The organism is Cyanobium sp. T1G-Tous (genome assembly GCF_024345455.1).
Lineage (GTDB): Bacteria > Cyanobacteriota > Cyanobacteriia > PCC-6307 > Cyanobiaceae > Cyanobium_A.
The window spans coordinates 73,226-98,817 of the sequence record NZ_JAGQBD010000006.1 but is presented as its reverse complement, the minus strand read 5'-3'; the positions used below and the strand labels follow the sequence as shown (position 1 = coordinate 98,817).

Genomic DNA, 25,592 nt, shown 5'->3' with positions numbered 1-25,592 from the left:
TCGATCAGGGCCTCCTCCATGGCCGGGTCGCTGAGCGAATACCACTGCTGCAACAGGTGGATCCGCAGCATGGTGGCCAATGGATACGGAGGTCTGCCGCCCTTCTTGCTGGTCTTGGGGTAGTGGGGCTCAATCAAGTCGATCAGCGCCTGCCAGGGCACCACCACCTCCATCTCAGAGAGGAACTTCTCCCGCTTGGTCTGCTTTTTGGCGGTGGTGAGCTCGTAATCAGAGAAGCCGAGCTGCTTGCCACCCATTACCTCAGTCCTGGTCAGCGATTACAGGGCCATTGTCCCGCGAATGGCACTGGTTCTCCAGAGTCTCCCTAACCGCCGCGCTAGTTCTGCACCATCGAGATCATGGGGGATCTTCACAGGGCCAGCAGTTCCTGGCGGACGTGATGAAGCCGTATCAACGGGGGCGCATCACCCTCCTCAAAGTGGCAGTGCACGGCATCACGAATCTCTTGATGCAGCTGCTCCAAATCCTCCGCCTCTGTGTGAATCGAACTGCCAACGGCGTTGGCTCGGAATGACCCGTCCTCGGCTTCTTCCACGACAAAAAGAATTTCGTTCATCGCGTTTTTGCCCGGTGCCCTCTGCCAAGCAAAAGTCTGGCATCGAATCAGGGGGCTGGTTGGTCTGCGGGATTGCCCGCTTTGCGGGGTCAGGCCCGCTCGAAGGCGATCAGCCTTGAGAAGTAAAAGGGCGCCTGGTTGAGGCTGCGGCGCATGGGCTTGAAGCCGGCTTTGGCGGCGGCGGCCACGATGCCCGCCTCGCGCAGGGTGTAGGCGCGGGTGGTCTTGCTGGGGCCGGGGAACAGCTGGCCGATGCCCTTGAGCAGGGCCAGCAGCGGCGTGTAGGGGGCAAAGCTCACGATCAGGTGGCGCTCGGCCATCGAGGCCAGGTGGCGCACCATCTCCTCGGCAGGGGCCTGGGGGTAGTGGATGAACACGTCCAGGCAGATCACCGTGTCGTAGCGGCCCTCGAGGCTCTCGAGATCGGAGGCCAGGAAGCTGATCTGACCTGGCTTGGCGCCCAGTTCACCAGCGCGGCGCTGGGCTTCTTGCACCATCGCAGCGGAGAGGTCGGAGGCGGCGATTGAGCCCGCACCCAGCTGGGCCAAAGGCAGCGTCAGGCTGCCTACGCCGCAGCCGGCATCACAGAAGCTGCGGCTCTCCAATCCGCCCTGCTCCTGCAGCCAGGCCAGCACGTTGTCCACTGTTTTTTGGTGGCCGATGCGGATGTTGCGCTGTACCCGGTTGACGTCGTCGCTTTCGCTGTAGATGCGATTCCAGCGCTCAAAGCCGGTGGTTTCGAAGTAGCCCTTCACCTCGAGTTTTTCGGCCTGGTTGGCTTCCAGTAGCTGGTCGGGGGCCATGGGGATATCCGGTCGTGGCGCGGATCCTAGGGAGTGACTTCTGCTCCGGGCCGCTGCCAGCTGAGCCCGGCGGGCCCCTCCTGCCAGCGCAGGGTTTCCGCTAGGGGCATGCCCAGCAGCATCTGGTCGAGGCTGCGGTCATCGCCCAGCACCCGCCGGGGCAGCACGGTGGCCGCGGCGATGGCCCGGGCCGGCTCACCGGTCCACTGGGCCAGGCGCCGCACCCCCTCCAGCAGCGGCAGGGTGACGCCGGCCAGGGTGCCATCTTCCAGCCGGCAGCTGCCGTCGGCCACGATCAGCAAGCGCTCATCCCAGCGGTGCTGGCCTTCGCCGAGACCGTAGGGGGCCAGGGCATCGCTCACCAGCACCACCTGCTCTGGTGCCAGTCGCTGCAGCAGCACCGCCATGGTGGGGGCCACGTGCACGCCATCGGCGATCAGGCCGATTGCCACATCCCCCCGCAGGGCGGCAGCCGCCACCGGCCCTGGTGCGCGCCGGTGCATGTCAGGCATGGCGTTGAAGGCGTGGGTGAGCATCGTCACCCCGGCCGCGAAGGCGGCGTGGCTCTGGGCTTCCGTGGCCGCGCTGTGGCCCAGGCTCACCACGATTCCCCGCTCGGCCAGGGCGGTGATCACGGCGCCGGCCCCCTCCAGTTCCGGGGCCAGGGTCACTAAGTCGATGTCGCTTTCAAAGCCGTCGATGCGCTGCAGCAGGGCGGCCAGGCTGGGGGCAGCCAGGTGCTGGGCGGGATGGGCGCCCCGGCGACTGGGCTCAAGGAAGGGGCCCTCCAGGTGGGCGCCCAGTAGCTGGCAGCGGCCCGGTTGGTGGGCTGCTCGCGCCTCGGCCAGCGCGGCCAGGGCCTGGCGCAGGGGTGCAACGCCGCAGGTCACCAGGGTGGGGCAGATCGCTTCGACACCATCGCGCCAGAGCAGCTCCAGCAGGGCCTCCAGCTGGGGGAGATCGGCCGGCGTGAGCTCCGGAAAAGCCAGGCCCAGGCCGCCGTTGATCTGTAGATCCACCCCGGCCGGGCTGAGCCAGTCGCCGTGCCAGTCGTCACCGGCGGCCCGGCTACCGGCGGGCAAAGGCTCCACCAGGCTGATCAGATCGTCGTCGTCAAGGCCGATGCGCCAGCGCTGGTTGGCGCCATGGCTGCAGCGCTGGGCCTGGGGCAGTCGCACATTGCTGAGCCAGCGCATGGGCAGAAGGGCCGCCAGACGGGACAATGCCATTCTCCGCCTGCGGCCGTGTGGTTGCCTTCTCTTCTGCCGGACCGTCATCGGGATCGCCCCAAGTTGCCCCTACACCCCAGGTTGCAGTGGTGATGGGTAGCGACTCAGACTTGCCCACCATGCAGCCGGCGGTGCAGGTGCTGGAGCAGTTTGGGGTGGCGGTAGAGGTGCGGGTGCTCTCGGCCCATCGCACTCCCCTGGAGATGGTGGAATTTGCCCAGATGGCCCGCGGGCGCGGCTTCAAGGTGATCGTCGCCGGCGCCGGCGGCGCCGCCCATCTGCCCGGCATGGTGGCGGCCCTCACCACCCTGCCAGTGATCGGCGTGCCGGTGCAAAGCCGGGCCCTATCGGGTGTGGATTCGCTCCATTCGATCGTCCAGATGCCCGCTGGTATCCCGGTGGCCACGGTGGCGATCGGTAATGGCCTCAACGCTGGCCTGCTGGCGGCGCAGATCCTGGCAACCGCTGATCCCCGCCTCGCCCAGGAGATCTCGGACTACCGCGATGGGTTGCACGGCCAGGTAACGGCCAAGGACTCCCGCCTGCAGCAGCTGGGCAGCCGGGCTTACCTGGAGCAGATGGGCTGATGCTGGAACGGCTCGTTCTGCCTCCCTGGCTCAAGGCCGGCCTGGCCCTGCCCCTGCTGGTGCTCAACCTCTGGGTGCTGCGCCAACTGCTGCTGCCCCTGGCACCCTTCCCGGCCCTATTTGTGGCGGCGGCCCTGATCGGCTTTCTGCTGGATCTGCCCAGCCGCTGGCTGATGGGCCGTGGTCTGCCGCGCTGGCTTGCCTACGCCCTGGTGGTGGGGGTGAGTGTGGGCCTGATCGGCCTGGCCGCCGTCTGGCTGGTGCCCCGGCTGATCGAGCAGCTGGGCGAGCTGATCACGGCCCTGCCCGGCTGGTTGGCCCAGGGGGAAACCCTGTTGCAGCAGCTGCAGGCCTGGGCGGTGACGCGCGGGCTGCCCACCGATTTCGGCGACCTCAGCAGCGAACTGCTCACCCGCACCAGCCAGCTCGCCCGCCAATTCAGCCAGCAGTTGCTCAGTCTGTTGGGCACCACCGTGGGCCTCACGGTGAACACCGTGATCGTGCTGGTGCTGGCGGTGTTTCTGCTGCTGGGCGGTGAAGGGATCAGTGCCGGCCTGGCCCAGTGGCTGCCGCCCCGGGTGCGGGAGCTGGTGGTGGCCACCTTGAACCGCACCTTCCGCGGCTACTTCGCCGGCCAGGTGGTGCTGGCGTTGATCCTCAGCCTGGCCCAGATCGTGGTGTTCACCTTGCTGGGCATTCCCTATGGGGTGTTGTTTGCGGTGGCGATCGGCTTCACCACCCTGGTGCCCTATGCCAGTGCCCTCACGATCGTGGCGGTGAGCGTGCTGCTCGCCCTGGATGATCCCCGCACGGGCCTGGAAGTGCTGGCCGCCGCCATCAGCGTGGGCCAGGTGGTGGACCAGGTGATCCAGCCCCGCCTGATGGGGCGGATCGTGGGGCTCCAGCCGGCCTGGCTGTTGATCAGCCTGCCGGTCGGAGCTCGCCTGGGCAGCCTGCTGGGCCTGGGGGATCTGCTCGGCTTGGTGCTGGCGGTGCCGGTGGCCAGCTGCGCCAAGACCTTTCTCGATGCCTGGGGCGACCAGCTTCGCGCCGGGGAGGTGCCGGTGGTCAGCTCCCCGGCGGGATCACGCCCTGAGCCGCCAGATAGCTGAGCACCACGGCCACCGAATCCTCCAGGCTCTGGGCGCCGGTGTCCACCCGTAGCTCGGGCTGCTCGGGGGCTTCATAGGGGCTGGAGATGCCGGTGAACTCCTTGATCTCGCCGGCCCGTGCCTTGGCATAGAGCCCCTTGGTGTCGCGCTGCTCGCAGGTGCCTAGGTCGGCGGCGCAGTGGATCTCGATGAAGTCGCCGGCATCCACCAGGGCGCGGGCCTTGTCGCGGTCGGCCTTGAAGGGCGACACGAAGGCGGTGAGCACCACCACACCCGCATCGAGGAACAGTTTGCTCACCTCGCCGATGCGGCGGATGTTCTCCTCGCGGGCGGCGTCGGAGAAGCCCAGGTCCTTGCAAAGGCCGTGGCGGATGTTGTCGCCATCGAGCACGTAGCAGGAGAGCCCCCGTTCAAACAGGGCGGAGTTCACGGCGTTGGCCAGGGTGCTCTTGCCCGAGCCGCTCAGGCCGGTGAACCAAAGGATGGCGCTGCGGTGGCCCTGCTGTTCGGCCCGGGCTGCCCGGTCCACCGTGGTGTGGTGCCAGGCGATGTTGGTGGAGGCTCCCTGGTTGGTGAGTTCGCCGTAGGTGGGGGTGGAGGGAGCGGCGGACATCGGCGCAGGGCGTTGGGACGGATCGGGCCATTCTCCCCTGTGCCTCGCGTCAGGCCCTTGGGAGGTGCTTTGTTGTCTGGTGCCCAGGGGATGACTTTGATTCTAGAATTTGGTTATAGAAATAATCTCCGCAATGGCTGTCAGCATCAAGAGCCCTCGGGTTGACGCCCTGCTCGAGCAGCTGCGCCAGCTCACGGGCAGAGGGTCCACGGAGATTGTGCGGGATGCCCTGGAGCTGGAGCTGCAGCGGCAGCGCCGTCTGAGCCGGCGCAGGCGCCTCGCTGCCGAGTTACCCGTTCTGCAGGAACAGGCCCTTGAGACGGCCCAACCGTTCGATCCCGATTCGCTTTACGACGAGCAGGGCTTGCCGTCGTGATTCTGGATACTTCTGTGCTGCTCGCAATTCTTCAGCGAGAACCTGGGTGGGAGCGACACCAGCAAGCGCTCGAGCAAGCTGAAGTCCTACGACTGTCTGCAGGCACCCTGCAGGAGCTGCTGCTGCTTGCTCACTGCCGTCGTGTGCTCGAACCGATGCGGATGTTGCTGGATCTCATTGATCCTGATGTGGTGCCGGTGGATGCGGATCTGGCAGAGCGCGCTCTCGGCATCTTTAAGCGTTTTGGCAAGGGTCAGGGCCATCCCGCCCAGCTCAACTTCGGGGATTGTTTTGCGGCGGCACTGGCTGAGCGTGACCAATTGCCCCTTGGCTACATCGGCGACGATTTCAGCAAGGCGGGGTTCTGAGCTTGCGCGTCAGCCTCCCGCCTGCTTGGGCCGGTAGCCGGCCTTCTCCAGCGCCCCCAGGGCCACGGCCACCTGGTCTCCCTGCAGCTCGATCACGCCGTCTTTGACGGTGCCGCCTGTGCCGGCAATGGCCTTGAGCTGTTTGAGCAGGGTCTTTAGCTCGGCTTCCGGTGCCTCAAGGCCCGTGATCGCTGTCACTAGTTTTCCGCCTTTGCCGGCCTTGGTGCGCTGCACCCGCACCCGCTGCTGGGCCTTTGGGCTGGGTGAGCCCGTTGGGCCGGCCCCAGCGGCAGTGGGCCTGGCCGTGCTTGCGGAGTTGCTGCTGAATTCCTGCCAGCCGCCCTTCTTGGCCATGCCCAACCTTGCAACGCTGGTTCGGATTCTGGTCGGCGCAGCGTTCCCAGGGATTGCAATGCCCCCGCTTCGGCCCTTAACCCAGGGGTCTCGCCACATCCGGGAATGCAACAAAAACAGTGCGGTCTTCCGTGACCAGCTACACCCTCAGTTGCTGTTGTGAGCCAGCTGCAAAACGTGATCGGAAGCCACCGGTTCGTCCTGGCCAGCCAGCAGCACCTCTGCCCGTTGCATCAGCGTCACGGCCTGCGGGAGCAGGAGCAGGTCACGCCGTAGGTAAGTGGTGAGCACATTCCGCCACTCACTGCGCCAGAGCGGCGGTGCTGCTGGTTGGCCAGGACGTTGGTGTCAACAACAATCAAGGCCGACCTTCGCGCTTGAAGGCATCGATCCCAGCCGGATCAAAGCTGCGCTGAGCCAGGCTGTCGCGCAGGGCCCGGATCTCTACTAGCTCCTGCTCTGCGGCCAAGTGGTCATGGCCTAGTCCGGCTTCCAGGCAAACGATCGCTTCATTGTTGAGGCCGCGCCGATGCCGCTTGGCCGCCGCGGCGAGCCGTGCATGAAGCTCGTCGGGCAGGTTTTTGAGCGTGATGGTTTTGGCCACGGCAGCCAGCGACCTCACGGCGGTCCAACCATTATGGATCCGTTCTGGAACCTGGCTGGCCGTGGTTCTGGATCGCCGTGCGTCGTCCAACGATGCTCGTGGGCTTGAAGCGCTGCTGCCGGCCGCTGGCTTCTTAGGCTTACACGATCTGATAGCGCCACCGGTGACAAGCACCGTCCATCCCATCTCAGCAGCCAGCGGCGTCGATCCAGCTGCCCTGGAGCGTGCAGCCCGCCCCAACAGTCTGGGTCGCTACGGCCAGTTCGGGGGCCAGTACGTGCCTGAAACCCTGATTCCGGCTCTTGCGGAGCTGGAGCAGGCCGCGGCTGAGGCCTGGAAGGATCCTGCTTTTACCGATCGGCTCAACCACCTGTTGCGCACCTATGTGGGGCGGCCCAATCCCCTCTATGAAGCGGAGCGGCTCACGGACCACTACCGCCGGCCCGAGGGCGGTCCGCGCATCTGGCTGAAGCGCGAAGACCTCAACCACACCGGCGCCCACAAGATCAACAACGCCCTCGGTCAGGCGCTGCTGGCCCTGCGCATGGGCAAAAAGCGGATCATTGCCGAAACCGGCGCCGGTCAGCACGGCGTGGCCACGGCCACCGTGTGTGCCCGCTTCGGTCTCGAGTGCGTGGTGTACATGGGCGCCGAGGACATGCGCCGCCAGGCCCTCAACGTGTTCCGCATGCGGCTACTGGGAGCCACGGTGCAGCCCGTCACCGCCGGCACCGCCACCCTTAAAGACGCCACCAGCGAAGCGATCCGCGACTGGGTGACCAACGTGGAGAGCACCCACTACATTCTCGGCTCGGTGGCCGGGCCCCATCCCTACCCGATGCTGGTGCGCGACTTCCACGCCGTGATCGGTGAGGAAACCAAGCGCCAGTGCCACGAGGCCTTTGGCCGCAATCCGGATGTGCTGGTGGCCTGCGTAGGTGGTGGCTCCAATGCCATGGGCCTGTTCCATCCCTTCGTGCAGGACACGGACGTGCGGCTAGTGGGGGTGGAGGCCGCCGGCGATGGCGTGGCCACCGGCCGCCATGCCGCCACGATCACCGAGGGCCGCGTTGGCGTGCTGCATGGCGCCATGAGCCTGCTGCTGCAGGACGAGGAGGGCCAGGTGCAGGAGGCCCACTCGATCAGCGCCGGCCTCGATTACCCCGGCGTGGGCCCGGAGCACAGCTACCTCAAAACCATCGGTCGTGCTGAATACGGCGCCGTGACAGACACCGAGGCGCTCGATGCCCTGCAGCTTCTGTGTCGACTGGAGGGCATCATCCCGGCGCTGGAAACGGCCCACGCCTTCGCCTGGCTGGAGAAGCTCTGCCCCACCCTGGCCCCTGGCACCGAGGTGGTCCTCAACCTCTCGGGCCGCGGCGACAAGGATGTGAACACGGTGGCCGAGAAGCTCGGCGACAAGATGGGAGGCTGACCCCAGCCTGCTGGCATCAGCCCAAGACCGGGAAGTCGAAACGATTGCCGAAAAGCGAAAACAGCACCTGCCACAGGTTGGGGTGCTCCTTGATCTCCTCGGCCGCCGCGCTCTCGATTGATTGCAGCTGATCGGGGCTCAGCTCGAGGCCGGTGGCAAGACGAGAAAGGATCTCGCGCTCTTGCTCGCAGATGAATTCATCATCCTGCTGGTGCCTTGATGCGGAAGCCACCATCACGGCGGTTTTCATGGCCAGTTCCCGTTGCTCCGGATTTATCAAGGCGGCCAGCTCCTCGATGCAGGCTGGATCAGATAACTGATCTTCCCAATTAATAATTTTGGCCTGAAGTTTATATTGTTTACTCAGAGAGTCCAGAAGGTTTTCCTCTTCAAGAGATACCCCGCCATCGGCAAGGGCAACCAGATTGAGAATTCTCAGGATCACTCCTGCTGATTGGAGGTCCATTAACTGGTTTAGCTGATACTTGAAATAAGCTTACCGGCTTTGGCTGTGGAAATATTTGGCACTGCAATTGATCACTAAGGGCCCGATCTAGCGCAAGAGCCTTTCCAGTGCCTGGGCCACCGAGCCCACGGCGGCTCGGGCCGTGGCGTAGGCCATGCGCATTGGCCCCACTAGGGCCACCTGGCCCACGCCGCCGTCGCCGCTGCGGTAGTTGGCCTGCACCACGGCGCACTGGTGCAGGGCCCGGTGGGGATGCTCGGCGCCGATCCAAATACCTGGCTGGGGCAGGAGCTGTTGGGGCGCATCCTCAACCAGCTCCACTAGCGGGCGCAGGCTGAGGGTCTGGCTGAATTCCGGCTGGGCAAGCAGGCCAGCTAGCCCCGTCGCCACAGCGCCTTCGCCCTCCAGCTGCCGCGACTGCCCATGGCTAGCCAGGGCTTGGCGCAATACCGCGCCGCTGCTGCTGAGGTGGGAGGGCAGGGCGGCCCAGTCGATGCTGCCGCCATCCAGCTGGGCCGCGACCCAGCGCTCCAGGGACGCCAGTTCCGCTACCGCAAGGCACGGCAGCCGCAAATTGAGGCTGCTGGCGGTGGCGCCCCCCTCCACCAGGAACACCAGCAGGCGTTCACCACTGGCCACCAGTCGTAGGGCCTGCAGCTGGGACTGCTGGCGTTGGGGCCTGGTGATCAGGCTGAGCAGGCCCGTGAGATCTGCCAGGCGCCGGCTCAGATGCAGCAGCAGATCGTCGAGGGCTGCCCACTGCAGGCTGAGTCCGGTGAGTTCGCGCTCCAGCTGCAGGGCGGCTGCGCCTGGCGCGGGCAGCAGCTGATCTACGTAGGTGCGGTAGCCCTGCTGGCTGGGGATTCGGCCAGCGGAGGGGTGGGGTTGGGTGAGCAGGCCACGCTGCTCCAGGGCCCCCATGGCTGAGCGCACCGTCGCCGGGCTGGCCTGGAGGCCAAAACGGCGCACCAGGGTCTGGCTGCCCACCGGCTCCATCGTGTCGACGTAGTGGCGCACGGCGAGCTGCAGTACTTCCTGCTGCCTGGCGGGCAAGGGCCTGGGGGAGGCGGACTGCAAGCGGGAGCCGCAGGAGTGAGGCGATCGTACGCAGCCCAGCGGGTGTCAGTAGCGGGGTACGGCCGGATCCACCTCCACACTCCAGGCGTCGATGCCCCCTTGCACGTTCCAGACGGCACCAAAGCCGTGTTCCTGCATCAGCCAGCAGCCCAGATGCCAGCTGCGCACGCCGGCGTGGCACAGCACGGCTACGGGTCGGTCTCGGTCGAGCAGCTGGTTGAGCTGGCCAATCCACTCGTTAGATCGGCCCAGGGGCAGATGCACCACGGCATGGGGCAGGCGGGCCAATTCCAGTTCGGTGTCTTCGCGCACGTCCACCAGCTGGATCGCCTCGCCCCGCTCCAGCCGCTCTTGCAGGTCGCGGGCCCGGATTGTCTGCGGTGTCGTCTCGATAGGTGCCATGGCGGGCAGACGGGGTGGCTTGGGGTCAAGATGGACCCATCCTGCGTGGGGCGCATGAAGGCCCGCCCGTTTTTGGCGGTCGTGCTGGCGGTGACATTGCTGTTGCTGAGCCTGGCGGCGGGTGGCTGGTGGCTGGTGCTGCAGCGCTCCCCCCTGCAGCTGCAGCACCAGCAGCTGGTTTCGCCCCGGGCGGCCCGCTTTGTGCCCCGCCAAGCCGCCCTGAGCCTCTATTTGCTCAGCGATGGCGAGCAGCCGGTGGGTTACGCCCGGGCGGTAGCTCCCCCCCGCCAGCGCCGCCAGGCGGCTGAGGCGGTCGCCTGCCTTAGGGATGGTGCTTTCGCTGCTGCCGGCCTCGACTATCCCGGCGAGCTGGCCCCCTGGTTGGGCCGCGAACTCGGCTTTGCCCTACTGGCCTCAGAGCCCGGGGCGGCGCCCGATGGCTGGTTGCTGGCCCTGCGCAGTCGCGACGCTGACGGCGCCCGCCGCTTCCTGCAGCGCTTCTGGCAGACCCGCAGCCTGGCGGGCACCGACCTGCAGATCAGCAGCTACCGCGGCATGGGCTTGATCAGTGGCCGTGGTGCCCTGGTGGGCACCAGCCCGGTGCCGATCGCTACGGCGCTGATCGACGACGACCTGGTGTTGATCGCGTCGGGTCGGGGGGTGCTGGAGCAGGCCCTTGACGTCTCCCAGATCGATGAGCTCAACCAAGCGGCCAGCCCCCGCTTTAAGCAGGCGGTGCAGCGCCTTGAGCAGGGGGCGCTGCTGCTCACAGCCCGGCCAGAAACCCTGGGGCCCTGGTTGGGGTTGCCGGGTGAGTTCACGGCGCCTGGGGTCGTGCAGGAGCTGGTGGCTAGCCTGCGCCCCGATAACCGCTCCTTGGAGCTGGAGGCCCTTCTGCAGTTCGCTGCAGATGCCGCGGTGCCGGTTCCCTCGGCCACGGGCACTACGGAAATTGACCCCACAGGAGCAGTCTTATTGGAGGCCCTGCAGGGCCCCTCAGAGAGCCTGGCCCTGATCCAGCGCCCCGCCGCTTGGCCGGCCTACTGGCAGCCCCTGCTGGCGGCAGTGCTGCAGGCTGAGCCGGGATCTTTCCCGGCCTTGGTGACCGCCGCCGCCGATGGCCCACTGCTGCGCAGTGAGGCAAGTCAGGGCTGGCTGCTGGGCACTGGCGTCGACCAACCGCAGCCGGAGGCCCTCGCTGGGGTGCTGGCTGCCGAGGGATTGATCGCCGCGCCGCTGCCGGTGGAAGGGGATCCCGATCTGCGGGTCTGGACCAGGCTGGAGGCTGGCCAGGCTGGACGCCGATTCGCCCGCGGCGATGCCAACCAGCTGCAGGCCAGCCTGGAGGGCGCCCGCTCCAGCCAGGGCCGCCTGGCCTGGTGGGGTCAGACCCTGGCGGTGCTGCAGGAGCAGCGTGACTCCCGCAAGCCGCCCCGGCTGCGGCTGGAGCAGCTCGCCGGCCTCGATCTACCCCAGGCTCCCCTGCAGTGGGCTATGGCGGCGGGCCGGGCCCAGCCCTTGCTGCAGCGCTGGAGCACCTGGCAGCTGTTGTCGGCCCTGGCCGGCCAGCCCCTGGCCCCGGCCGTGCAGAGCCTGAGCCTGGGCTGGGAAGCGCAGCCTGACGCCAACCTGCACCTCAAGGCCCACCTTGAATTCGGTTGATGGCTATGGCAAAACTTGAACCGGCTGAGCGTGAACTGCTGCTCTGGCGCCATGGCATCGCCGAAGATCGCCACCCTGATCGCCCTGATCAGGAGCGGGCCCTTACGGCTGAAGGCCGTCAGCGCACTGCGGCCGTGGCGGCGGAGTTGTGCCGCTTGCAGCTTCACTGTGATCGCCTGCTGAGCAGCCCCCTGCGGCGGGCGCTGCAAACCGCTGAAATTGGAGTGGCGGCTGGTATGGCACCGGCGCTGGAGTTGGAGGATCGCCTGGCGCCAGGCGGTGATCCGAGGCCGCTGCTGCAGGCGGGCCCTTGGCGGCGCCTTGGTCTGGTGGGCCATGAGCCAGATCTGGGAGAGCTGGCCTCGAGCCTGCTGGGGTTGCCGGCGGGTTCGATTTCGGTGCGTAAGGCCGGCATCGTGCTGCTGCGCTTGGGCCCAACTGGCGCCAGCTTGGAGGCCCTAATTGGCCCACGGTTGCTGCGACTACGGCGGGATGGCTAGCGGCAGCCGTAAGTTCGCCTTAGTGAGTGCGGTGGAGAAGCTTGGTAGTAACAGGAGCGGCGACCCCAGCCCCATTTCGGCCGGGTTTGGAAGGGGTGCCGGCTACCCAGTCGTCGATCTGCGACATCGATGGCCAGCGGGGGGTGCTCACCTATCGCGGCTACCCCGTAGACCAGCTGGCATCCAGCAGCTCCTTTCTGGAGACGGCCTACCTGCTGATCTGGGGCGAGCTGCCCACCGCTGAGCAGCTGCAGGAGTTTGAGCAGGAGGTGCAGATGCACCGCCGGGTCAGCTTCCGCATCCGGGACATGATGAAGTGCTTCCCCTCCGGGGGGCATCCGATGGATGCACTGCAGAGCAGCGCCGCCTCCTTGGGCCTTTTTTATTCCCGTCGAGCCCTCGACAACCCCGAATACATCGTTTCGGCGGTGGTGCGGCTGATCGCCAAGATCCCCACGATGGTGGCGGCCTTCCAGCTGATCAGGAAGGGTCAAGATCCGATCCAACCCCGCGACGACCTGGCCTACGCCGCCAATTTTCTCTACATGCTCACGGAGCGGGAGCCCGATCCGCTGGCGGCCCGCATCTTTGACGCCTGTCTGATCCTGCACGCCGAGCACAGCCTCAATGCCAGCACCTTCAGCGCCCGGGTGACGGCCAGCACCCTCACCGACCCCTATGCCGTTGTGGCGTCAGCGGTTGGCACCCTGGCGGGCCCCCTGCACGGCGGCGCCAATGAAGATGTGCTGGAGATGCTCGGCCAGATCGGCAGCCCAGATCAGGTGGCGCCCTGGCTGGATCGGGCGATTGCCGGCAAGCAAAAAATCATGGGTTTTGGCCACCGGGAATACAAGGTGAAGGACCCCCGGGCTGTGATTCTCCAAAGTCTGGCGGAGCAGCTCTTCGACCAGTTCGGTCACGATCCGATGTACGACCTAGCCCGCAAGCTGGAGGAGGTGGCGGCCGAGCGCCTAGGGCCTAAGGGAATTTTCCCCAACGTCGACTTCTATTCAGGCTTGGTGTACCGCAAGCTCGGCATCCCTGAAGATCTCTTCACGCCCATTTTTGCTATCGCCCGCACGGCTGGCTGGCTGGCCCATTGGAAGGAGCAGCTGGGGGCTAATCGCATCTACCGGCCCTCTCAGATCTATACCGGTCAGCCCTCCCGTGACTGGCAGCCCGTGGGGGCCCGCTAAGTTGCCCCCATCTGAGCTGCCGCCATGCTGACCACCACGGCTCCGGGCCTGGATCTAGAGGCCAGTTTTGAGCAGGCCCTGCAGGGCTTCGGCCTGAGTCCTGCCGCCGCCCACCTGTTGTGGCTGCCCCTGCCCATGGTGCTGGTGCTGGTGGCGGCCGTGGTGGGCGTGCTGGTCAACGTCTGGCTGGAGCGCAAGATCTCAGCAGCGGTGCAGCAGCGCATTGGTCCTGAATATGCCGGCGCTTTAGGGGTGCTTCAGCCGATGGCCGATGGCCTCAAGCTGGTGTTCAAGGAAGACATCATCCCCGCCCGGGCTGATGGCCTGCTGTTCACCCTCGGCCCAGTGCTGGTGCTGATTCCGGTGATTCTCAGCTGGTTGGTGGTGCCCTTCGGCCAGCACCTGCTGATCAGCAACGTTGGCATCGGTATTTTCCTTTGGATCTCGCTGAGCAGCATCCAGCCAATCGGCCTGCTGATGAGCGGCTACGCCTCCAACAACAAGTATTCGCTGCTGGGGGGTCTGCGGGCGGCGGCCCAGTCGATCAGCTACGAGATCCCCCTAGCCCTGGCTGTGCTGGCGGTGGTGATGATGAGCAACTCGCTTAGCACCGTTGACATCGTCAACCAGCAGACCGGCGCTGGCATCCTCAGTTGGAACATCTGGCGTCAGCCGGTGGGCTTTGTGATCTTCTGGATCTGCGCCCTAGCCGAATGTGAGCGCCTGCCCTTCGACCTTCCTGAGGCCGAGGAGGAGCTGGTGGCTGGCTACCAGACCGAGTATTCGGGCATGAAGTTTGCCCTCTTCTATCTGGGCAGCTACATCAACCTGGTGCTCTCGGCCCTGCTGGTGTCGGTGCTTTACCTGGGCGGCTGGGGTTTCCCCATCCCCGTGGAGTGGCTGGCCAGCTGGCTGCACCAGCCGATCGATGCACCCTTGGTGCAACTGATCACCGGCTCGGTAGGCATCGTCATGACGGTGCTCAAGGCCTATCTGCTGGTGTTTCTGGCGATCCTGCTGCGCTGGACCACTCCGCGGGTGCGCATCGATCAGCTGCTCGATCTGGGCTGGAAGTTTTTGCTACCGATTGCCCTCGTCAACCTGCTGATCACGGCAGCTCTCAAGCTGGCCTTCCCGGCTGTTTTTGGTGGCTGACCGAGCCTGAGCACCAGCTTTTCTCCAGACCAGCCATCATGGGCTGACCCATTCCGACCGCCTCCCCCCAGAGCCAACTCCATGTTCGGGTTTCTCAAGAAAGTCGGTGACTACACCCGCGATGCGGTGGGTGCGGCCAACTACCTGACCCAGGGTCTGGCGGTGACCTTTGATCACCTGCGGCGCCGGCCGATCACCGTTCAATACCCCTACGAGAAGCTGATCCCCTCGGAGCGCTATCGGGGCCGCATCCACTACGAATTTGACAAGTGCATCGCCTGTGAGGTGTGTGTGCGGGTCTGCCCGATCAACCTGCCGGTGGTGGATTGGGTGATGAACAAAGCCACCAAGAAAAAGGAGCTGCGTAACTACTCGATTGACTTCGGGGTGTGCATCTTCTGTGGCAATTGCGTGGAGTATTGCCCAACCAACTGCCTTTCTATGACCGAGGAATACGAGCTGGCAGCTTTTGATCGCCACAGCCTCAATTTTGACAACATCGCCCTTGGTCGCCTGCCTACCAGTGTTACCAGCGATCCGGCTGTCGTCCCCCTGAAGGAGTTGGTCTACCTGCCCAAGGGAGTACTCGATCCTCACGATGTGCCGGATACGGCGCCGCGGGTGGGCAAACTGCCAGAGCAGGTGCTCGAATCCCTGCCTAGCGGAGACGCGTCATGACTATCGCCTCCATTACCCAGCTGATCTGCTTCGTTGCTCTCTCAGCCACCTTGGTGCTGGGCGCTCTCGGGGTGGTGTTGCTGCCCAACATTGTTTATTCGGCCTTCCTGCTGGGCGGCGTTTTTCTTTCGGTGGCAGGTCTATACCTGCTGCTAAATGCCAGTTTCGTGGCAGCGGCCCAAGTGCTCGTCTACGTGGGCGCCGTCAACGTGCTGATCCTGTTCGCGATCATGCTCGTCAACAAGAAGGAAAACCTGGCGGCTATTCCCGGGCTGGGTCTACGGCGTCTGCTCTCCGGCGCTGTCTGCGGTGGCTTATTTCTGCTGTTGATTCGGGTGGCTTTCACCACCCCTTGGGCCCTGCCTGGCCCAGAAGCTGTTGGCGAGGAGGCCACGATTCGCATTGGCGAGCACCTATTCAGCGATTATCTGCTGCCCTTTGAGCTGGCTTCGGTGCTGCTGCTGATGTCGATGATCGGCGCCATCGTGTTGGCCCGCCGGGATGTGCTCAGCAGCGATGTGATCACAGGGGAGTCAGTAGATCAGGGCCTGATCGAGAAGGAGCGCACCCCCCTGTTGCTGGAAAACTCTCCTCGCTAGCGGTTGTTTCCGGGCCCCAAGGCCTGCATCAAATCTTTTCTGCACCCTCTCAGCATCATTGCCACGCCATGCAGTTCACCATCCCCACAACCATCCCCCTGCAGGCCTACCTAGCCCTAGCGGCAGTGTTGTTTTGCACCGGTGTCTGGGGATTGATCAACAGCCGCAATGCGGTGCGGGTGCTGATGAGCATTGAGCTGATGCTTAATGCCGTCAACATCAACCTGATGGCTTTCTCCAACTATCTCGATGGCCAGCTGATCCGGGGCCAGGTGTTTGCCATCTTCGTGATCACCGTGGCCGCGGCTGAAGCGGCCGTTGGTCTGGCAATCCTGCTCTCCCTCTACCGCAACCGCGAAACGGTCGATATGGAGCGCTTCAACCTGCTGCGCTGGTAGCCAAACCATTAACGATGCGGCTTGAGCGAGTCTGGCTGATTTCAAGGTCTGGCAGCCAGGCGGCCCACCGCCAGGCCAAGCGCTGCGCGGAAGATCTGGCGGCCCAGGGGGTGCACGTGGTGGTGGCCTCCAGTGGCCTGGCCCGCAATCCCTTCCCCGGCTTGCTGGCCACTGAAGCTGAGCTGCCCGATCTAGCCCTGGTGCTGGGGGGCGATGGCACCGTGCTCGGTGCGGCCCGCCATCTGGCCCCCCTCGATGTGCCGATCCTCAGTTTCAATGTGGGCGGCCACCTTGGCTTTCTCACCCACGATCGCCGCCTGCTGCGCCTGAGCAGCGACGCCCTCAAGAGCGAGGAGGAGAGCCTCTGGGACCGCCTGCGTCAAGACCGCTTTGCCCTGGAGCGGCGCATGATGTTGCAGGCCCATATAGACCGGGGCGACGGCGTTGATGGCTCAGAAATTGCCCATCTGGCTCTCAACGACTTCTATTTCCGGCCCTGCCTCGATGAGGTGTCCCCCACCTGTGTGCTGGAGCTGGAGATCGATGGTGAGGTAGTGGATCAATACCGCGGCGACGGCTTGATCATCGCCACTCCCACCGGCTCCACTGGCTATGCCATGGCTGCCGGTGGGCCGATCCTGCACCCGGGCATCGAAGCGATCGTGGTTAATCCGATCTGCCCGATGAGCCTCTCGAGCCGGGCTGTGGTGGTGCCGCCCAGGGCCCAGCTTTCGGTGTGGCCCCTGGGCGAAACCAGTCGCCGGGTCAAGCTCTGGAAAGATGGCGCCCACGCCACCGTGCTGGAACCCGGCGATCGGGCCTTGGTGGAGCGCAGCCCCCACCCGGCCCTGCAGGTGCTGCTCGAGCAAAGCCCCTCCTACTACCGCACGCTCACCCACAAGCTGCACTGGGCCGGCAGCCTCACCGCCATCGAGCCGTCCCACAACTAAACCCCTGCTGCCCCCGTCCTAAATAGCCCCATGGCCCTGGAAATTGAACGCCGCTTTTTGGTGCAGGGGCTGGACTGGCGCCGCCATATCTGCTGGCAAGCCCAGCTGCAGCAGGGCTACCTAGTGGCGAGCCCCGATGGCTTCACCGTGCGGGTGCGCCGTGCCAGCGGTGACGAGGCCGTAGCCGGTGCCTGGCTCACCCTCAAGGCCCGCACCGAGAAGCGCTTTGAAGCCCCGGGCCAACTGCCGGAGGGATTGGTGCGCCAGGAATTCGAATACGCCATTCCAGAGGCGGATGCTGCTGCCCTGCTGGCGTTGGCGCCCAAGAGCCTTTGCAAAGTGCGCTACGGCCTTGATCTTCCAGGTGGGGAGTGGGTGCTCGACGTCTTTGAGGGTGCCAACGCACCGCTGGTGGTGGCCGAGGTGGAACTGGAGCAGCAGGGGCTGGAGCAAGGACTGGCCCTCCAGCCGCCCGCCTGGTGCGGGCGTGAGCTGACTGGGCGCCATGAGCTAAGCAATGCGGCCCTGGCCAGCCGGCCCCTGGCTCTGTGGCCAGAAGCGGAGCGCTTGGCCCTGTTCGAGCCTGCAGCTACCTAAGACTTGCCGGGCTCAATCGAGCAGCAGTTGAAGCCGTCACGGCAGATTTTGCCGTGGTCCATGGCCCAATTCAGCAGGGCTACCCGGTTCTTGGCGCCTGTTTTGGTGAAGACGTTGCTGACGTGGTTGTCCACGGTGCGCTTGCTGATCGTCAGCGATACGGCGATCTCCTGGTTGGTTAGGCCCTTGGCCACCAATTCGATGATCTCAATTTCCCGCTCCGAGAGCTCATGGCGCACCTGGCCTAGGGAGCCTCCCGTGGCGTGATTGGAATCCATGGGCCCAAGCCGGCGCTTGCCATCACTGTAGGCAGGGCGCTGTTCCATGATGCTCCCAAGTGGCACGATTGGTTTGTTGCTTCAACGGGCCCTTGCCAGCGGGCAGCCAGCTCTCACCGCAGAGGTGATGCCACCTAGGGGAGGAGATCCCTCGCGCTCATTGGCGGCGGCAGGGGCCCTGCGGGGCTGGGTCCATGCGGTAAATGTCACCGATGGCAGCCGCGCCGTGATGCGGATGAGCAGCCTGGCCCTATGCCGCCTGCTGCTTGACGCCGGCATCGAGCCGGTGCTGCAGCTCGCCTGCCGCGATCGCAACCGCATTGCCCTGCAGGCCGAATTACTCGGTGCCCATGCCCTGGGCGTGCGCAACCTGCTCTGCCTCACCGGCGATCCGGTGCGGGCCGGCGACCAGCCCGGGGCTCGCCCGGTGAATGAGCTGGAGGCGGTGCGGTTGCTGCAGCTGGTGCAGCGGTTCAATGGCGGCCAGGATCCGGTGCAAGGTGAGCTGCCCGATGGACCCACCGACCTATTTGCCGGTGCCGCTGCCGATCCCCAGTCGGCTAGTTGGAGTGGTCTCAAGAGCCGGCTGTTGCGCAAGAAGCAGGCGGGTGCCCGCTTCGTGCAAACCCAGATGGTGATGGACGCCGAAGCCCTCAAGCGCTTTGTCGGTGACCTCGCCGCACCGCTTGATCTGCCCGTGCTTGCAGGGGTGTTTCTGCTCAAATCGGCCCGCAACGCCGCCTTCATCAACCGGGTGGTGCCCGGCGCCAACATTCCCCAGGCCGTGATCGATCGGCTGGCTGCGGCGCCAGATCCGGCTGCTGAGGGCGTAGCTATCGCCGCCGAACAGGTGGGCGCCTATCTCCAGATTGCCCAGGGGGTGCATCTGATGGCCATTAAGGCGGAGGAGAGAATTCCGGCGATCCTGCAGCAGGCCGGCCTGAAGCCCTTGGCGCCTGTCTAGTTGACGTTGCTGAGGGCCAAATCGGTGCCAAGTAGTTCGGCCATCGCCTTCTGCTGCGGCGATGGCGACAACACATCCTGCCGGCGCACATCGGTGATCAGCCAGTCGAGGGCGGCCTCCTGCAGGTCGAAGTGGTCGCCATTGCGGTCAACGCAGTAGCGGCCAAACACCAGCTTCTCAACCAGACGCACTCCGGCCCCGATGCGGGAGTAGTCAAAGATGATCGAGTTGTCGATTGTGGCCCCTTCGCAGATGTGGCAATTGGGGCCAATCATCGCTGGGCCAATAATTGTGGCGCCATTTTCAATGCGAGTCATGCCGCCCACATAAATTGGGCCGGTGATATTGATCTGATCCCAGTCGGCCGCCACGTTGAGGCCGGCAAATACCCCTGGCCTCACTTCCTTGCCAGGGATCTGCACTTGACGCACCTGACCCTGCAAAACGCTGCGGATCGCCTGCCAGTAATCCGGCACCTTGCCGATATCAACCCATTCAAACTCCATCGGCAGGGCGTAGAAGGCTGCGCCGGCCTCCACCAGCTTGGGAAATAGGTCGGAGCCGATATCGAAGGGCTGGTTGCTTGGCACAAAGTCGAGCACCTCTGGCTCGAAGATATAAATGCCCGTGTTAATCATGTCGCTGGCGGCTTCATCCACCGCCGGCTTTTCTTGGAAGGAGCGCACCCTGCCGTCATCGTCTGTGACGACCACGCCATAACTGCTGACCTGATCCTTGGGCACTCGCTTGGTGATCATGCTGGCCATGGCGCCCTTGGCCTTATGGCGACGCACCGCTTCGCTCAGATCAAGGTCGATCAGGGCATCACCGCAGAGCACCACAAAGGTGTCGTCGAAGAAGCGCTGGAAATTCTGGATCTTCTTTAGCCCTCCCGCCGATCCCATCGCGTCGCCGATCAGCTCCCCGTCTTCGATGCGGCCTTCAAAGCTGTAGGCGATTTCAACACCGAAGCGCTGACCATCGCGGAAGTAGTTCTCGATCTCCTCAGCTAGGTGGGAGACGTTCACCATGATTTCGGTGAAGCCGTGCTCCCTAAGCAGCTCCAGCAGAAACTCCATCACGGGTTTCTGCAGGATGGGGATCATCGGCTTGGGAATCGTGTGCGTAATGGGCCGCACCCGTGTTCCCTTGCCAGCAGCCAGGATCATCGCCTTCATGGGTGCCAGCCTAGACGCACCGCTTAAGCCGCCAGCGCCTGCTCCGCCGCACCGATGGCTGGCACTAGGGGCAGTTGGCGGGCCTCGCCAGGGTGGAGCAGGCGCCGCAGGTGCAAAGGGCCAAAAAGCCCTCCCTGCTGGTCGAGTTCCACCTTGCCCTGGTGGCAGAGAAACAACAGGGCCCAGAACACCCCTACCCGGTCCCGGTCCAGCTCGGCGTCCGCACCCTTGGCTTCCACGTGGGCAGCCCAGTCCTGCACCAGCTCGTTGAAGCCGGCCCAGGCGTGGGCAGGATCCCAGCTAAGTAAAAACTGGCTGAGGGCGGCGGTGGTTTCCGGCAACTTCTCGCGGTGTGCCAGGGCGGCCACCTGCTCAATCGCTGCCCTTTCGCTGTAGCGCTTGGGGCGGTGGCGCGGCCGAATCCGACCCTCGTCCGCTTCGAGTCGCTCGGCGATGTCTTCGAGCTGGCGGATCAATTCCCCCAGGGTCACCGGTCGTTGCAGGGGTGGCGGCGCTACGGGCCGGCGCCAGAGGTGCCTTTCCGGTCGCTGAGGTAGGGCCAGGGCGGGGTTCACCAGCCAGCCTTGGCCGTCGTCATCGAAATCAAAGCCGATCTCGTCCTGGTCTGGTGCTTCCTGCGCAAAGGTGGCCGCTTCCAGCACTTCGGCTTTGAGGCTCACCAACACCGAGGCCGCCAAAAAGGCCTCACTGGTTTCAGCCAGGTCCTGCTCGTAGCTGCCGCCCCGGCTTGGTGCGTTTGCTACCACCAGGCGGGGCACCTCAATGCGCTGGCGCAGCTGGTCTAGAAAACCATCCACCACGGCGATCACGTCCACATCCCATGGGTCGAGATCGCCCCGCTCCGCCGCGTCCTGGAGCAGGCGTATGGCCAATCTTGCGCCTCCTTCAGCCAATCGTGCCCCGCGGCCTCCGCTGAGTCGTTGGTCGCACGCTACCGGTGTTGGCCCTTTCGCACCACCACCCCTGCCAAAGCACCACCGCTGGGGTCAGCCAACTGACACGGTCACGGCTTCGGCGGCATCGGGATTGGCGGGAGCCGAGCTTTGCCCGGCCGCTGGCAGCAGCCCCAGCTGGGCATCCACCGTGGCTCGGTAGCGCTGCAGGTCGTTTTCCAGCTCCTGGATGCGCACCTGTTGGGCGGCGAATTCGCCCTGGCTCTGCACCGCTTCCACCTTGCGCACCACCCCGGTCCACACCGCAAAAACCCAGGCAGCGGTCGCGCCGATGCCTCCCACTAGCAGCAGCAGGGCGGCAAGGGGCAGGGTGCCGCTCAGGCCTGGCAGGAAGTGGACCGTGGTGGGGGCTGTGTTCTCCAGGGTGAACATCACCATGGCTAGGCCAAAGCTGAAGATCAGCAGAAAGTTCAGCTGTTTCATCTCAGGAGCGTAATTAGGGCAGCCCAGGGGTGAACTCACCGCGGGCTATCTGCACAGTTTTGTTACCCAGGGAGGCGGATCAGGCCGGCAGGGCTGGCGCCGAGAGCAGGGGTTGGCGAATAAAATCGCCCGGCGGCGGCTGAATCACCTTGGCGAGGGCGGTGGTCTCCCGTTGCACAAGGGCTTCGATCGAAGCCCGGTAGGTATCGGTCATCACCCGGGGGTAGAGGCCGATGCCCACGATCGGAACGAGCAGACAGCTGATCACGTAGATCTCGCGGGGCTCCGCATCCACCAGGTGGGTGTGGGAGGCGAGCTCGGTGTTTTCCTTGCCGAAGAAGATTTCCCGCAACATCGAGAGCAGGTACACCGGGGTGAGGATCACGCCCACCGCCGCTAGGGCCGCCATCACGATGCGGAAGCTGAGTGAATAGGCCTCGCTGGTCACGAAGCCCGTGAACACCATCAGCTCGGACACGAAGCCGCTCATGCCTGGTAGGGCAAGCGAGGCTAGGGAGCAGATGGTCCACAGGGCAAACATCTTGCGCATCTTTTGGCCAACCCCGCCCATGTCGTCGAGCTGCAGGGTGTGGGTGCGGTCGTAGGTGGCGCCTACCAGGAAGAAAAGGCTGGCGCCGATCAGGCCGTGGCTAATCATTTGCAGCATGGCGCCGCTGGTGCCCAGGGCACTGAAGCTGCCGATGCCGATCAGCACGAAGCCCATGTGGCTGATCGAGCTGTAGGCGATTTTGCGCTTGAGGTTGCGCTGGGCAAAAGAGGTGAGCGCGGCGTAGATGATGTTCACCACCCCCAGCACCACCAGCAGCGGCGCAAATTGGGCATGCCCCTCTGGTAGAAGCTGCACGTTGAAGCGCAGCAAGGCATAGCCCCCCATCTTCAGCAAGATGCCGGCCAGCAGCATGTGCACCGGAGCCGTGGCCTCGCCGTGGGCATCGGGCAGCCAGGTGTGCAGGGGCACGATTGGCAGCTTCACCCCAAAGGCGATCAGCAGGCCCGCGTAGGCGAATAGCTGGAACTTCGTTGAGAAGTCCTTGGCCATCAGGTCCGTGTACTCAAAGCTGGGGGTGCCACCGCCGTAGAAGGCCATCGCCAGGCCCACCACCAAAATGAACAGGGAGCTACCGGCTGTGTAGAGGATGAATTTGGTGGCTGCGTACTGACGCTTTTTGCCGCCCCAGATAGCCAGCAGCAGATACACCGGCAGCAGTTCCAGCTCCCAGGCCAGGAAGAACAGCAGCATGTCCTGCACCGCGAACACGGCGATCTGGCCGCCATCCATGAGCAGCAGCAGGAAATAAAAGAGCTTGGGCTTGAAGGTCACCGGCCAGGCAGCCAGAGCCGCCAGGGAGGTGATGAAGCTGGTGAGCAGGATCAGGGGCATCGAGATGCCGTCCGCCCCCACCGACCAGGCCAACCCCAGGCTGGGCAGCCACTGCACCCGCTCCACCAGCTGCAGCCCTTCGACCGCCGGGTCATAGCCGTTGAGGTAGGCCCCCACGGTGATCAAGAAGGTGATCAGGGTGATGCCAAGGGCATACCAGCGAATCCGCTTGCCGTCGCCGGCATCGGGAATGAAAGGAATTACCAGGGCCGCGGCGATCGGGAACAGGATCGACGCGCTCAACCATGGGAAGGGCACGAACCAGGCCTCACCGTTTGGCCGGAGTGTAGAAATTCAGTCGGGCCCGGCACTCTGCTGATGGGGGATGTCACACAGAGTTGTGCCTCACGCCCGCTCTTGGCTGATCCCCAGGCACGCGCTACGCGCTTACGCCTGGGGATCAGCCAAGAGCGGGCGCAGGCGCTGTGGTGGGGCGGTGTAGGTGCTGGTGCGGCAGGGGGGTGTGCCCCCGCGCGGGGTGAGGTTCGCTTGGCTATGCGGCCGAGGCCGTGTTGCCCGCGAAGCGGGCGTAACGGCCGAACCGCTCAGCCAAGCGAGCCGAATAAAACCACTAGGGCGATGACGCCGCCGAACACGATCAGGGCATAGAACTGGGCCCGGCCGGTTTCGAAGTATTTGAGCCCCTCGCCGCTGCCCAGGGTCACCAGCCCGGTGAGGTTGACGACTCCATCAACAACCTTGGAATCAACCTCCAGCACCTGGCGGGCCAGTTTGCGGCTGCCCTGCACGAACAACTTGTCGTTGATCGCATCGAGGTACCACTTGTTGGCCAGGAAGGCATTAAGTGCGGGGAAGCGAGCAGCTACGGCTTTGCCCAGATCGATTTTGTGCAGCGCGTAGGCCAGCACGGCCACGGTTATGCCGGCGATGGAGATGCCCACGGAGGCTCCGGCCAGGGGCAGGAATTCGCTCCAACTGAAGTGTTCGGCTACCTCGGCTGCCTCCTTGGGGTCGAGCAGGTTGCCGAAGCGGCTGTTCCAGGGGGTGCCAAGCAGGCCTACCAGCACTGAGGGCACGGCCAGCACGGCTAGGGGCATAGCCATCTGCCAGCCGGATTCGTGCGGATGGCTGGCGTGGCCATGGTCGTCGCCATGGCTATCGCCCTGTTCATCAGTGGTTTTCCCTGCTTCAGCCAGCAGCTGGGCCCGCATGGCCTGATCATTGCCGCGAAACTCCCCCTCAAAGGTGAGGAAGTAGAGGCGGAACATGTAAAAGGCGGTCATGCCGGCGGTGATGAAGCCAGCCACCCAGAGCACGGGGAACGAACCAAACGCCACGCCGAGGATCTCGTCCTTACTCCAGAAGCCAGCCAGAGGTGGAATGCCGGCGATGGCTACGCAGCCAATCAGGAAGGTGCTGCTGGTGATCGGCATGTATTTGCGCAGCCCACCCATCAAGCGCATGTCTTGGGCGAGCACGGGCTCATGGCCCACCACCTCTTCCATGGCGTGGATCACCGAGCCGGATCCCAAAAACAGCATCGCCTTGAAGAAGGCATGGGTCACCAGGTGGAACATGCCGGCCACCGGAGCGCCGCAGCCCATGGCCAGCATCATGTAACCCAGTTGGGAAACGGTGCTGTATGCCAGACCTTTCTTGAGATCCATCTGGGTGAGGGCAATCGAGGCCCCCAGCACCAGGGTGATGGTCCCCACCACGGCGATCGTGGCCTGCACAGCCGGGAAGGGTTCGTAAACGGGTTGCAACCGTGCGACTAGGAACACACCGGCGGCCACCATGGTTGCCGCGTGGATCAGGGCTGAAATGGGGGTCGGGCCCTCCATGGCATCCGGAAGCCAGACGTGCAGGGGGAATTGGGCCGATTTCGCCATCGGTCCCATGAACACCAGCAGACACAGCAGAATCGCCGCCGCGTTGGAAATGCTGCCGCCGGCTACGGCCTCCTGCAGCCGGCTGCCAATTTCCTCAAAGCCGAAGCTGCCGGTGGCCCAGAACAGACCCAGGATTCCCAGCAGCAGACCGAAGTCGCCAACCCGGTTCACCACAAAGGCTTTCTGGGCGGCATTGGCGGCGCCATCGCGGTCGTACCAGAAGCCCACAAGCAGGTAGGAGCACATGCCCACCAGCTCCCAGAACACATAAATCTCCAGCAGGTTGGGGCTGATCACCAGGCCCAGCATCGAGCTGCTGAATAGGGCTAGGTAGGTGAAAAAGCGCACGTAGCCCTTGTCATGGGCCATGTAGCCATCGGAATAAACCATCACCAGTACGGCGATGGTGGTCACCAACGACAGCATCACGGCGCCGAGGGCGTCCACCCGGAAGCCCATCTGCAGGTTGAAGGTGCCGGCGCTGGCCCAGTTGAACAGCACTTCGGTGGGTGGTGCACCCGCCAGTTGCTGGGCCAATACGGCGTAGCTCAGAACTGCAGCCGCTCCCACGCAGCTGATTAGCAACCAGGCCACTGGTTTGCGCAGCCGATTGACGGTGCGGTTGAAGCTGATCAGCCCCAGCCCGGTAATACAAGCCCCGACAAGGGGCAGCACCGGAATCAACCAGGCGAGTTCGGCGGCTGACGGCATGCGCTGCAAGCTGGTTGGCGCAAGTGTAGGCAGCCAAACAAGTGCATACCCAGGCCTGTGCGGGCTCGCCC

Annotated in this window: 32 protein-coding genes; 15 read left to right on the top strand and 17 right to left on the bottom strand. The window is 64.7% G+C overall.

Annotated features, from left to right (window positions below):
- From KBY75_RS05880 to KBY75_RS05865, 4 genes are all read right to left on the bottom strand, one after another.
- Window positions 1–257: transposase (locus KBY75_RS05880; RefSeq protein WP_255023295.1), on the bottom strand; the 257-nt coding region annotated here is incomplete at its 3' end.
- A 113-nt stretch (window positions 258–370) separates the two neighbouring features.
- Window positions 371–577 (bottom strand): 2-oxoisovalerate dehydrogenase, encoded by a 207-nt coding sequence (locus KBY75_RS05875; RefSeq protein WP_254931865.1) that lies wholly within the window; start codon window positions 575–577, stop codon window positions 371–373.
- Between the two features lie 89 nt (window positions 578–666).
- The gene (gene bchM, locus KBY75_RS05870) at window positions 667–1,380 is read right to left on the bottom strand and encodes a magnesium protoporphyrin IX methyltransferase (RefSeq protein WP_255023294.1); all 714 of its coding nucleotides are present in this window, start codon (window positions 1,378–1,380) and stop codon (window positions 667–669) included.
- 26 nt (window positions 1,381–1,406) lie between these two features.
- On the bottom strand, window positions 1,407–2,576 hold the full coding sequence (locus KBY75_RS05865) for an N-acetylglucosamine-6-phosphate deacetylase (protein ID WP_255023305.1): 1,170 nt from the start codon (window positions 2,574–2,576) through the stop codon (window positions 1,407–1,409).
- Window positions 2,577–2,695: 119 nt separating this feature from the next.
- Between KBY75_RS05865 and purE the strand changes: the two genes are divergently transcribed.
- The gene (purE, locus tag KBY75_RS05860; RefSeq protein WP_255023304.1) at window positions 2,696–3,196 is read left to right on the top strand and encodes a 5-(carboxyamino)imidazole ribonucleotide mutase; all 501 of its coding nucleotides are present in this window, start codon (window positions 2,696–2,698) and stop codon (window positions 3,194–3,196) included.
- Window positions 3,196–4,308, top strand: coding sequence for an AI-2E family transporter (locus KBY75_RS05855; protein WP_254935546.1), 1,113 nt, complete (start codon window positions 3,196–3,198; stop codon window positions 4,306–4,308). Before purE ends, KBY75_RS05855 begins: the two co-directional genes overlap by 1 nt.
- Here the strand turns inward: KBY75_RS05855 and cysC are convergent.
- Window positions 4,265–4,921 carry an adenylyl-sulfate kinase gene (gene cysC, locus KBY75_RS05850; protein WP_254935547.1) on the bottom strand — a complete coding sequence of 219 codons (657 nt, stop codon included), beginning with the start codon at window positions 4,919–4,921 and terminating at the stop codon, window positions 4,265–4,267. The two genes, KBY75_RS05855 and cysC, sit on opposite strands and share 44 nt — an antisense overlap.
- A gap of 133 nt (window positions 4,922–5,054) precedes the next feature.
- On the opposite strand from cysC, the gene KBY75_RS05845 reads away from it, so the two are divergent.
- Together KBY75_RS05845 and KBY75_RS05840 are read left to right on the top strand one after the other, a co-directional pair.
- Window positions 5,055–5,297, top strand: coding sequence for a type II toxin-antitoxin system VapB family antitoxin (locus KBY75_RS05845; RefSeq protein WP_255023293.1), 243 nt, complete (start codon window positions 5,055–5,057; stop codon window positions 5,295–5,297).
- Window positions 5,294–5,665: a type II toxin-antitoxin system VapC family toxin gene (locus KBY75_RS05840; protein ID WP_255023292.1), complete on the top strand. Its 372-nt coding sequence runs from the start codon at window positions 5,294–5,296 to the stop codon at window positions 5,663–5,665. The genes KBY75_RS05845 and KBY75_RS05840 overlap by 4 nt, the downstream gene beginning before the upstream one ends.
- Window positions 5,666–5,674: 9 nt before the next feature.
- Here the strand turns inward: KBY75_RS05840 and KBY75_RS05835 are convergent, their stop codons facing one another.
- The 3 genes from KBY75_RS05835 to KBY75_RS05825 all read right to left on the bottom strand — a co-directional run bounded on the left by KBY75_RS05835 (window position 5,675) and on the right by KBY75_RS05825 (window position 6,623).
- Window positions 5,675–6,019 (bottom strand): translation initiation factor, encoded by a 345-nt coding sequence (locus tag KBY75_RS05835; RefSeq protein WP_255023291.1) that lies wholly within the window; start codon window positions 6,017–6,019, stop codon window positions 5,675–5,677.
- 147 nt (window positions 6,020–6,166) lie between these two features.
- On the bottom strand, window positions 6,167–6,310 hold the full coding sequence (locus KBY75_RS05830; protein WP_255023290.1) for a hypothetical protein: 144 nt from the start codon (window positions 6,308–6,310) through the stop codon (window positions 6,167–6,169).
- A 67-nt stretch (window positions 6,311–6,377) separates the two neighbouring features.
- Window positions 6,378–6,623: a FitA-like ribbon-helix-helix domain-containing protein gene (locus KBY75_RS05825; protein WP_255023289.1), complete on the bottom strand. Its 246-nt coding sequence runs from the start codon at window positions 6,621–6,623 to the stop codon at window positions 6,378–6,380.
- A gap of 163 nt (window positions 6,624–6,786) precedes the next feature.
- Between KBY75_RS05825 and trpB the strand changes: the two genes are divergently transcribed.
- Entirely contained in the window at window positions 6,787–8,058 is a 1,272-nt protein-coding gene (trpB, locus tag KBY75_RS05820) for a tryptophan synthase subunit beta (protein ID WP_255023303.1), read from the top strand.
- Between the two features lie 16 nt (window positions 8,059–8,074).
- On the opposite strand, the gene KBY75_RS05815 is transcribed toward trpB, so the two are convergent.
- From KBY75_RS05815 to KBY75_RS05805, 3 genes are all read right to left on the bottom strand, one after another.
- Window positions 8,075–8,524, bottom strand: coding sequence for a TerB family tellurite resistance protein (locus tag KBY75_RS05815; RefSeq protein ID WP_255023288.1), 450 nt, complete (start codon window positions 8,522–8,524; stop codon window positions 8,075–8,077).
- An 87-nt stretch (window positions 8,525–8,611) separates the two neighbouring features.
- Window positions 8,612–9,520, bottom strand: coding sequence for a heat-inducible transcriptional repressor HrcA (locus tag KBY75_RS05810; RefSeq protein ID WP_255023302.1), 909 nt, complete (start codon window positions 9,518–9,520; stop codon window positions 8,612–8,614).
- Between the two features lie 126 nt (window positions 9,521–9,646).
- Window positions 9,647–10,003: a rhodanese-like domain-containing protein gene (locus KBY75_RS05805; protein ID WP_106632675.1), complete on the bottom strand. Its 357-nt coding sequence runs from the start codon at window positions 10,001–10,003 to the stop codon at window positions 9,647–9,649.
- Window positions 10,004–10,033: 30 nt separating this feature from the next.
- On the opposite strand from KBY75_RS05805, the gene KBY75_RS05800 reads away from it, so the two are divergent.
- From KBY75_RS05800 to KBY75_RS05760, 9 genes are all read left to right on the top strand, one after another.
- A complete protein-coding gene (locus tag KBY75_RS05800) occupies window positions 10,034–11,665 on the top strand; it encodes a DUF3352 domain-containing protein (protein ID WP_255023287.1) in 1,632 nt (543 codons plus the stop codon).
- A gap of 5 nt (window positions 11,666–11,670) precedes the next feature.
- The gene (locus tag KBY75_RS05795) at window positions 11,671–12,165 is read left to right on the top strand and encodes a histidine phosphatase family protein (RefSeq protein WP_254935553.1); all 495 of its coding nucleotides are present in this window, start codon (window positions 11,671–11,673) and stop codon (window positions 12,163–12,165) included.
- A gap of 26 nt (window positions 12,166–12,191) precedes the next feature.
- Window positions 12,192–13,361 (top strand): citrate synthase, encoded by a 1,170-nt coding sequence (locus KBY75_RS05790; protein ID WP_254935554.1) that lies wholly within the window; start codon window positions 12,192–12,194, stop codon window positions 13,359–13,361.
- 24 nt (window positions 13,362–13,385) lie between these two features.
- Window positions 13,386–14,516, top strand: coding sequence for an NADH-quinone oxidoreductase subunit NuoH (gene nuoH, locus KBY75_RS05785; RefSeq protein ID WP_106632671.1), 1,131 nt, complete (start codon window positions 13,386–13,388; stop codon window positions 14,514–14,516).
- Window positions 14,517–14,597: 81 nt separating this feature from the next.
- A complete protein-coding gene (gene ndhI, locus KBY75_RS05780; RefSeq protein ID WP_254935556.1) occupies window positions 14,598–15,194 on the top strand; it encodes an NAD(P)H-quinone oxidoreductase subunit I in 597 nt (198 codons plus the stop codon).
- Window positions 15,191–15,793 (top strand): NADH-quinone oxidoreductase subunit J, encoded by a 603-nt coding sequence (locus KBY75_RS05775; RefSeq protein WP_254935557.1) that lies wholly within the window; start codon window positions 15,191–15,193, stop codon window positions 15,791–15,793. Before ndhI ends, KBY75_RS05775 begins: the two co-directional genes overlap by 4 nt.
- Window positions 15,794–15,861: 68 nt before the next feature.
- Window positions 15,862–16,191, top strand: coding sequence for an NADH-quinone oxidoreductase subunit NuoK (gene nuoK, locus KBY75_RS05770; protein ID WP_254935558.1), 330 nt, complete (start codon window positions 15,862–15,864; stop codon window positions 16,189–16,191).
- 14 nt (window positions 16,192–16,205) lie between these two features.
- Window positions 16,206–17,141: an NAD(+) kinase gene (locus KBY75_RS05765; RefSeq protein ID WP_254935559.1), complete on the top strand. Its 936-nt coding sequence runs from the start codon at window positions 16,206–16,208 to the stop codon at window positions 17,139–17,141.
- Window positions 17,142–17,171: 30 nt separating this feature from the next.
- Window positions 17,172–17,738 carry a CYTH domain-containing protein gene (locus KBY75_RS05760; RefSeq protein WP_255023286.1) on the top strand — a complete coding sequence of 189 codons (567 nt, stop codon included), beginning with the start codon at window positions 17,172–17,174 and terminating at the stop codon, window positions 17,736–17,738.
- Here KBY75_RS05760 and KBY75_RS05755 read toward each other — a convergent pair.
- Window positions 17,735–18,016: a LuxR C-terminal-related transcriptional regulator gene (locus KBY75_RS05755; RefSeq protein ID WP_254935637.1), complete on the bottom strand. Its 282-nt coding sequence runs from the start codon at window positions 18,014–18,016 to the stop codon at window positions 17,735–17,737. The two genes, KBY75_RS05760 and KBY75_RS05755, sit on opposite strands and share 4 nt — an antisense overlap.
- 49 nt (window positions 18,017–18,065) lie before the next feature.
- Here KBY75_RS05755 and KBY75_RS05750 point away from each other — a divergent pair, with 49 nt between their 5' ends.
- Entirely contained in the window at window positions 18,066–18,980 is a 915-nt protein-coding gene (locus KBY75_RS05750; RefSeq protein WP_396098019.1) for a methylenetetrahydrofolate reductase, read from the top strand.
- Here the strand turns inward: KBY75_RS05750 and KBY75_RS05745 are convergent.
- From KBY75_RS05745 to KBY75_RS05725, 5 genes are all read right to left on the bottom strand, one after another.
- Complete coding sequence (locus KBY75_RS05745) at window positions 18,977–20,158, bottom strand: NDP-sugar synthase (protein ID WP_254935562.1); 1,182 nt, start codon at window positions 20,156–20,158, stop codon at window positions 18,977–18,979. The genes KBY75_RS05750 and KBY75_RS05745 overlap by 4 nt on opposite strands.
- Window positions 20,159–20,181: 23 nt before the next feature.
- Window positions 20,182–21,072: a segregation/condensation protein A gene (locus KBY75_RS05740; RefSeq protein ID WP_255023284.1), complete on the bottom strand. Its 891-nt coding sequence runs from the start codon at window positions 21,070–21,072 to the stop codon at window positions 20,182–20,184.
- 93 nt (window positions 21,073–21,165) lie between these two features.
- Window positions 21,166–21,555: a lipopolysaccharide assembly protein LapA domain-containing protein gene (locus tag KBY75_RS05735; protein WP_254935564.1), complete on the bottom strand. Its 390-nt coding sequence runs from the start codon at window positions 21,553–21,555 to the stop codon at window positions 21,166–21,168.
- Between the two features lie 79 nt (window positions 21,556–21,634).
- The gene (locus tag KBY75_RS05730; protein WP_255023282.1) at window positions 21,635–23,215 is read right to left on the bottom strand and encodes an NAD(P)H-quinone oxidoreductase subunit 4; all 1,581 of its coding nucleotides are present in this window, start codon (window positions 23,213–23,215) and stop codon (window positions 21,635–21,637) included.
- Between the two features lie 287 nt (window positions 23,216–23,502).
- Window positions 23,503–25,521, bottom strand: a complete 2,019-nt coding sequence (locus KBY75_RS05725) for an NAD(P)H-quinone oxidoreductase subunit 5 (protein WP_254935566.1) — start codon at window positions 25,519–25,521, stop codon at window positions 23,503–23,505.
- Window positions 25,522–25,592 lie beyond the last annotated feature (71 nt).

What these genes read in the sequence shown, in the direction of transcription:
- KBY75_RS05875 (WP_254931865.1), bottom strand. Translation starts at nt 577, where the DNA reads ATGAACGAAATTCTTTTTGTCGTGGAAGAAGCCGAGGACGGGTCATTC.
- bchM (WP_255023294.1), bottom strand. Translation starts at nt 1,380, where the DNA reads ATGGCCCCCGACCAGCTACTGGAAGCCAACCAGGCCGAAAAACTCGAG.
- KBY75_RS05865 (WP_255023305.1), bottom strand. Translation starts at nt 2,576, where the DNA reads ATGCGCTGGCTCAGCAATGTGCGACTGCCCCAGGCCCAGCGCTGCAGC.
- KBY75_RS05855 (WP_254935546.1), top strand. Translation starts at nt 3,196, where the DNA reads ATGCTGGAACGGCTCGTTCTGCCTCCCTGGCTCAAGGCCGGCCTGGCC.
- cysC (WP_254935547.1), bottom strand. Translation starts at nt 4,921, where the DNA reads ATGTCCGCCGCTCCCTCCACCCCCACCTACGGCGAACTCACCAACCAG.
- KBY75_RS05845 (WP_255023293.1), top strand. Translation starts at nt 5,055, where the DNA reads ATGGCTGTCAGCATCAAGAGCCCTCGGGTTGACGCCCTGCTCGAGCAG.
- KBY75_RS05835 (WP_255023291.1), bottom strand. Translation starts at nt 6,019, where the DNA reads ATGGCCAAGAAGGGCGGCTGGCAGGAATTCAGCAGCAACTCCGCAAGC.
- KBY75_RS05815 (WP_255023288.1), bottom strand. Translation starts at nt 8,524, where the DNA reads ATGGACCTCCAATCAGCAGGAGTGATCCTGAGAATTCTCAATCTGGTT.
- KBY75_RS05810 (WP_255023302.1), bottom strand. Translation starts at nt 9,520, where the DNA reads ATGGAGCCGGTGGGCAGCCAGACCCTGGTGCGCCGTTTTGGCCTCCAG.
- KBY75_RS05805 (WP_106632675.1), bottom strand. Translation starts at nt 10,003, where the DNA reads ATGGCACCTATCGAGACGACACCGCAGACAATCCGGGCCCGCGACCTG.
- KBY75_RS05800 (WP_255023287.1), top strand. Translation starts at nt 10,034, where the DNA reads ATGGACCCATCCTGCGTGGGGCGCATGAAGGCCCGCCCGTTTTTGGCG.
- KBY75_RS05795 (WP_254935553.1), top strand. Translation starts at nt 11,671, where the DNA reads ATGGCAAAACTTGAACCGGCTGAGCGTGAACTGCTGCTCTGGCGCCAT.
- nuoH (WP_106632671.1), top strand. Translation starts at nt 13,386, where the DNA reads ATGCTGACCACCACGGCTCCGGGCCTGGATCTAGAGGCCAGTTTTGAG.
- ndhI (WP_254935556.1), top strand. Translation starts at nt 14,598, where the DNA reads ATGTTCGGGTTTCTCAAGAAAGTCGGTGACTACACCCGCGATGCGGTG.
- KBY75_RS05775 (WP_254935557.1), top strand. Translation starts at nt 15,191, where the DNA reads ATGACTATCGCCTCCATTACCCAGCTGATCTGCTTCGTTGCTCTCTCA.
- nuoK (WP_254935558.1), top strand. Translation starts at nt 15,862, where the DNA reads ATGCAGTTCACCATCCCCACAACCATCCCCCTGCAGGCCTACCTAGCC.
- KBY75_RS05765 (WP_254935559.1), top strand. Translation starts at nt 16,206, where the DNA reads ATGCGGCTTGAGCGAGTCTGGCTGATTTCAAGGTCTGGCAGCCAGGCG.
- KBY75_RS05760 (WP_255023286.1), top strand. Translation starts at nt 17,172, where the DNA reads ATGGCCCTGGAAATTGAACGCCGCTTTTTGGTGCAGGGGCTGGACTGG.
- KBY75_RS05755 (WP_254935637.1), bottom strand. Translation starts at nt 18,016, where the DNA reads ATGGATTCCAATCACGCCACGGGAGGCTCCCTAGGCCAGGTGCGCCAT.
- KBY75_RS05750 (WP_396098019.1), top strand. Translation starts at nt 18,066, where the DNA reads ATGCTCCCAAGTGGCACGATTGGTTTGTTGCTTCAACGGGCCCTTGCC.
- KBY75_RS05745 (WP_254935562.1), bottom strand. Translation starts at nt 20,158, where the DNA reads ATGAAGGCGATGATCCTGGCTGCTGGCAAGGGAACACGGGTGCGGCCC.
- KBY75_RS05735 (WP_254935564.1), bottom strand. Translation starts at nt 21,555, where the DNA reads ATGAAACAGCTGAACTTTCTGCTGATCTTCAGCTTTGGCCTAGCCATG.
- KBY75_RS05725 (WP_254935566.1), bottom strand. Translation starts at nt 25,521, where the DNA reads ATGCCGTCAGCCGCCGAACTCGCCTGGTTGATTCCGGTGCTGCCCCTT.